We start from the raw sequence: 5,698 nt of genomic DNA on the forward strand, positions 1-5,698 counted from the left end.
GCTGCTCACCAAGCCCCACCCGTGGCCCGCGGCCGACGAAAGGACCCGGCGGGCCGGCGTGTCGTCGTTCGGGATCAGCGGCACCAACGCGCACGCCATCCTCGAAGAAGCACCCACCGAGACGCCCGTGCCCGAGGCCGGTGCCGGTGCCGGGCAGGACGACTCCGCTCCTCCGTGGGTGCTGTCCGGCCGGACAGCACCGGCTCTGCGCGCCCAGGCCACCGTGCTTCTCGACGCCTTGGACTCCCTGGAGGGTGTGCCCGCGCGGGACATCGGCCGCGCCCTGGCCACCACCCGCAGCACCCTCGACCACCGTGCGGCCGTCACCGCCGCCACCCGCGCCGAGGCCCGGGCGGCGCTGGTCGCGCTCGGCAGTGGCGAACCGCACTCCGCCCTGACCGTCGGCACGGCTCGCCCCGACGACGGGCTCGCCTACCTCTTCACCGGGCAGGGCAGCCAGCGTGTCGGCATGGGCCGCGAGTTGTACGAGGCCGAGCCGGTCTTCACCGCCGCCCTGGACGAGGTGTGCGGGGAACTCGACGCCTGCCGCGGGGTCGGGTCCGGCACCCCGCCGATCCGCGAGGTGATGTTCCACGACGCCCAGGCGCTCGACCGGACCGAGAACACCCAGAGTGCCCTCTTCGCCCTCCAGGTGGCGCTGTTCCGGCTGCTGGAGCACCAGGGGCTGGCACCGGACGCCGTACTGGGACACTCCATCGGCGAGTTCGCCGCCGCGCACGTCGCCGGCATCCTCACCCTTCCCGACGCCTGCGCCCTGGTCGCGGCGCGCGGCCGGCTCATGCAGGCGCTGCCGGCCGGCGGCACGATGATGGCCGTCCAGGCGTCACCGGACGAGGTCCGCGCACTGCTGGAAGGCCGCGAGCACGAGGTGAGCATCGCCGCCGTCAACGGCCCCGCCGCCGTCGTCATCTCCGGTGACGTCGAGGCCGTCGATCAGGTCGCCGCCGTGTTCGCCGCCGACGGCCGCAAGACACGCCGGCTCGTCGTGAGCCACGCCTTCCACTCGCACCGCATGGACGGGATGCTCGACGCGTTCGGCGCGGCCACGGCGGGAGTCAGGTACGCCGCGCCGCGCATCACCATGGTGTCCACCGTCACCGGGCGGCCCGTCGACATCACCGCCGACTACTGGGTCCAGCAGGTGCGCCGGGAGGTACGACTGGCCGACGCGCTGGCCGCGCTGCGCGATCTCGGGGTGCGGACCTTCCTCGAACTCGGCCCGGACGGAGTGCTTTCGGCACTCGGCCAGGACTGCCTGGACGACGACGCGACGGCGTTCGTGCCGGTGCTGCGCCGTGGCCGCTCCGACCGTGTGACGTCGGCCGCCGCGCTCGGCGCCCTGCACGTCCGTGGCCGAAGCCCTGACTGGCACGCCGTGTTCGGCCCGGGACGGAAGCCGGACCTGCCCACGTACGCCTTCCAGCGGGAGCGCTACTGGCTGACCGCGAACGGCGGTCGCGGCCCGGCCGGCCACCCGCTGCTCGGGCCCGTCGTGGAACTCGCCGCGTCCGGGCAGGCCGTGCTGACCGCTCGACTCGGTCACCGCACGCACCCCTGGCTCGCCGACCACACCGTCCTCGGCTCGGTCCTGCTGCCCGGTACCGCCTTCCTGGAACTCGCCGCCCGGGCGGGTGAGCAGACCGGCGCCCCGAGGGTCGCCGAACTCACCCTGACGGCGCCGCTGGTGCTCCCCGAGGACGGCAGCACGGAAGTGCAACTCGTCGTCGCCGCGCCCGACGACGAGGGGCAGCGCGCCCTGACCGTGCATGCCCGCGCCGTGACACCGGACGGCACCACCGTGCCGTGGACCCTGCACGCCACCGGCCTCCTCGCCCCGCACGCCGGGGTCCCCACGGCTACCGCCGGCTGGCCCGCCGCCGCGTCCGAAGCGCTGTCCCTCGACGGTTGTTACGACGAACTGGCCGCCGCCGGCTACACCTACGGCCCGGTCTTCCGAGGCCTGCGCGGCGCGTGGCGGCACGGTGCGGACCTGCTCGCCGAGGTCGCCCTGCCGCAGTCCGTGACCGACGCGTCCTCGTACGGACTGCACCCGGCGCTGCTCGACGCGGCCCTGCACCCGGTCGTCACGACCGCGCTGCGCGGCGCCGGCCGTCGTCTGCTGCCCTTCTCCTGGCGCGGTGTGTCCGTCCACCAGCCGGGCGCACGCACCGCTCGCGTCCTGATCACCGCGGGTGGGCCGGACGCGGTGGCGCTGACCCTGCTGGACGAGGCGGGAGCGGTGATCGCCGAGGTCGAGGAACTGCTCCTCCGCCCCGCCGGTGACGACCCCGTCGTACCACGGTCGCTCCACCGCCTGGAGTGGAAGCCGGCCGCCGCGGACCGGCAGCCTCCGCCGGACGCCGCCGTACTCGGCACCGCCGACCTGGACATCGGCCCGCGCTATGCCGACCTCGCGGCACTGGGCGAGGCGCTCGACGCGGGGCTGCCCGCCCCCTCGGTGGTCTTCGCACCACTCGTGGATCTGGCACCAGCCGGGGACCGGTCCTCCGCCGTGGACCTCGCGCACGGGCCGGTGGACGGCACCCGGCCCGTGGCGCATCGCGCGCTCGCTCTGCTTCAGGTGGGGCTGGCCGACGACCGGCTCGCGGATTCCCGGCTGGTACTGGTCACCCGGGGTGCCGTGGCCACGGCACCGGACGCGGACGTGACGGACCCCGCCGACGCGGCCGTATGGGGTCTGGCGCGGTCAGCGCAGACCGAACACCCCGGGCGCATCGGACTCCTGGACGTGGAGTGGCCGGCCGACTGCCGCACCGCGCTGCCGCTGATCGGCTCGGAGCCACAACTAGCCGTCCGCGACCGGGCGTTGCTGGTGCCCAGGCTCGTCCCCGCGACGGCCGACGGCACCCTCGTCCCCCCGGCCGGGGCGGCGGCCTGGCGGCTGACGGTTCGCGAACGCGGGACGCTGGACCACCTGGCGCTCGAACCCTGCCCGAAATCCCTGGCCCCGCTCGGCCACGGTGAGCTGCGCATCGCGGTGCGCGCCGCGGGCGTCAACTTCCGCGACGTACTGAACGCGCTCGGTCTCTATCCCGGCGATCCCGGCCTGCTCGGCCTCGAAGGGGCCGGTACGGTCACCGAGGTGGGGCCGGGCGTCACCGGCTTCCAGGTCGGTGACCGGGTGATGGGCCTGTTCTCCGGAGCGTTCGGACCGGTGGCCGTAGCCGACCACCGGCGGGTCGCCGCCATGCCCGCGACCTGGACGTACGCCCAGGCGGCGTCCGCGCCCATCGTGTTCCTCACCGCCTACCACGGCCTGGTCGACCTCGCCGCTCTGAGCGCGGGCGAACGCGTTCTGATCCACGCGGCGGCTGGTGGTGTCGGCATGGCCGCCGTCCAGCTGGCCCGGCACCTGGGGGCGGAGGTCTACGGCACGGCGAGCCCCGGCAAGTGGGGCGCGCTGCGCGCCCTCGGCCTGGACGACGCACATCTGGCGTCGTCGCGCACCGTGGATTTCGAGACCGCGTTCACCGCGGCCACCGAAGGCCGCGGTATGGACGTCGTACTGGACTCCCTCGCCGGTGAGTTCGTGGACGCCTCGCTGAGGCTGCTGCCCCGCGGTGGCCGTTTCGTCGAGATGGGCAAGACCGATCTGCGCGATCCACGAGAGGTCGCGGCCAAGTATCCCGGGGTCGACTACCAGTCCTTCGACCTGCTCCAGGCGCCGATCGAGCGGATCACCGAACTGCTCACCGAGGTACTGCGGTTGCTGTCGTCAGGGGCGCTGTCTCCGCTGCCGGTCAGCGAGTGGGACGTACGCCGGGCACCGGAGGCGTTCCGCCACGTCAGCCAGGCCCGGCACGTCGGCAAGGTGGTCCTCACCCTGCCGGTGGCCCTCGATCCGGCCGGCACTGTCCTGATCACCGGCGCCACCGGCGCCCTCGGCGGACTCGTCGCCCGGCACCTGGTCACCGAGCACGGGGCCCGGCGTCTGCTGCTGGTCAGCCGCCGTGGCCCCGACGCACCCGGAGCGACGGAACTCGTCGCGGAGCTGACGGGGTCGGGTGCCGAGGTCACCCTCGCCGCCTGTGACACCGCCGACCGCGAAGCCCTCGCGCACCTGCTGACCGGCGTACCGCTCACCGCCGTCGTACACGCAGCGGGGGTGCTCGACGACGGCGTGATCACCGCGCTCACCCCCGAACGCCTCGACACCGTCCTCGCGGCCAAGGCCACCGCGGCGTGGAACCTGCACGAACTGACCACGGGCCGGGATCTCGCGGCCTTCGTCCTCTTCTCCTCCGTCATGGGCGTCACCGGCGGCGCGGGGCAGGGCAACTACGCGGCTGCCAACGCTTGTCTGGACGCCCTCGCCCAGCACCGCAGGGCCCGTCGGCTCCCGGCGCTGTCCCTGGCCTGGGGACTGTGGGCGGACGGGGCGGGCGCCGGCGGAGGGGCCGGCGCTGCCGGGATGACCGGTGCTGCCGGAATGGCGGGCGCCCTGACTCAGGCGGACCGGGGGCGGCTCGCCAGGAGCGGCCTCGCCCCCATCGACCCGGCGGAAGGTCTGGCCCTGTTCGACGCAGCCCTCGGCATGGACAGCGCCGCACTCGTGCCCGCCCGCATCGACCGGGCCGCGCTCGGTGCGCTGGGCGCTCAACTCCCGCCCGTGCTGCGGGACCTGGCGCCGGCCGCGCCGCGCCCCGCCGACCTGCCGGTCACCGTCGCCGCGGCGAAGTCCGCGACGCTCCGCGACCGGCTTGCCGCACTGAGCCGAGCCGAGCAGGACGAGATGCTGCTGGATCTCGTCCGGGTGCAGACCGCCGCCGTACTCGGCCGGACAGAAGCGGCCGGTATTCCGGCCGACCGGCCCTTCAAGGACCTGGGCTGCGACTCGCTCACCCTGGTGGAGCTGCGCAACAGGCTTCAGACCGGCGCCGGCCTCCGGCTGCCCGCCACCTTCCTCTTCAACTGCCCGACACCCAGGGCGGTCGTCGCCCACCTGCACGCCGAACTGGCGCCGGCCGAAGCCGGAACCACCGGTGGCCTGACCGCCTCTTCGACCACGCCCGGCCTGGCCGAACTCGACCGGCTCGAAGCGGCACTCGCCGAACTCGCGGACGGCTCCGACGACGACACCAGGGCCGAGATCATCAAACGGCTTCAGGCGCTGCTGGTCCGTGTACCGGCCCAGCGGTCCCGGACCAACCACAACGATCTGACCACACGGGTCCAGTCAGCGTCGGTCGACGAACTCCTCGCGTTCATCGACTCCGAACTCTGACCGCACTCCACACCACACAGCACCGCATCGCATCGCATCGCATCGCAGCCGGGCGGCTCGTCGCGCTCCGTGGCGTCCCGCCCGCCCCTCACCCTGCTCACTCGGTTCGCTCCGCCCGGCCCGCCCGGGCACGGCTCGACAACAGCGTCGCAGGGTCCACGCACACAACGCACAGCGTCACGACGTCTACGGGGGCACCACCATCATGAGCACGAAGGACTACGACAAGCTGGTCGACTACCTCAAGCGCCTCACCGTCGACCTCCACGAGTCCCGCCGGCGGGTCCGCGAACTGGAGGACGGCACCAACGATCCGATAGCCATCGTCGGCATGGGTTGCCGCTTCCCCGGCGGGGTGGACTCGCCGGAGGGGCTGTGGCAGGTCGTCGCCCAGCAGCGTGACGTGATCTCCGGCTTCCCGGCCGACCGGGG

2 protein-coding genes are annotated in these 5,698 nt (G+C 73.9%); both read left to right on the forward strand.

The features are described 5' to 3' along the window. Position 1 precedes the first annotated feature (1 nt). Positions 2-5,266 carry an SDR family NAD(P)-dependent oxidoreductase gene (locus tag ACF1BE_RS34925; RefSeq protein ID WP_392203013.1) on the forward strand — a complete coding sequence of 1,755 codons (5,265 nt, stop codon included), beginning with the start codon at positions 2-4 and terminating at the stop codon, positions 5,264-5,266. 205 nt (positions 5,267-5,471) lie between these two features. Beyond that, positions 5,472-5,698, forward strand: a 227-nt coding sequence (locus ACF1BE_RS34930; RefSeq protein WP_392203014.1) for a beta-ketoacyl synthase N-terminal-like domain-containing protein, incomplete at its 3' end; no start/stop codon positions are given.

Origin of the sequence: Streptomyces sp. NPDC014991 (assembly GCF_043080665.1) — a bacterium.
In the GTDB taxonomy this organism is placed as follows: domain Bacteria; phylum Actinomycetota; class Actinomycetes; order Streptomycetales; family Streptomycetaceae; genus Streptomyces.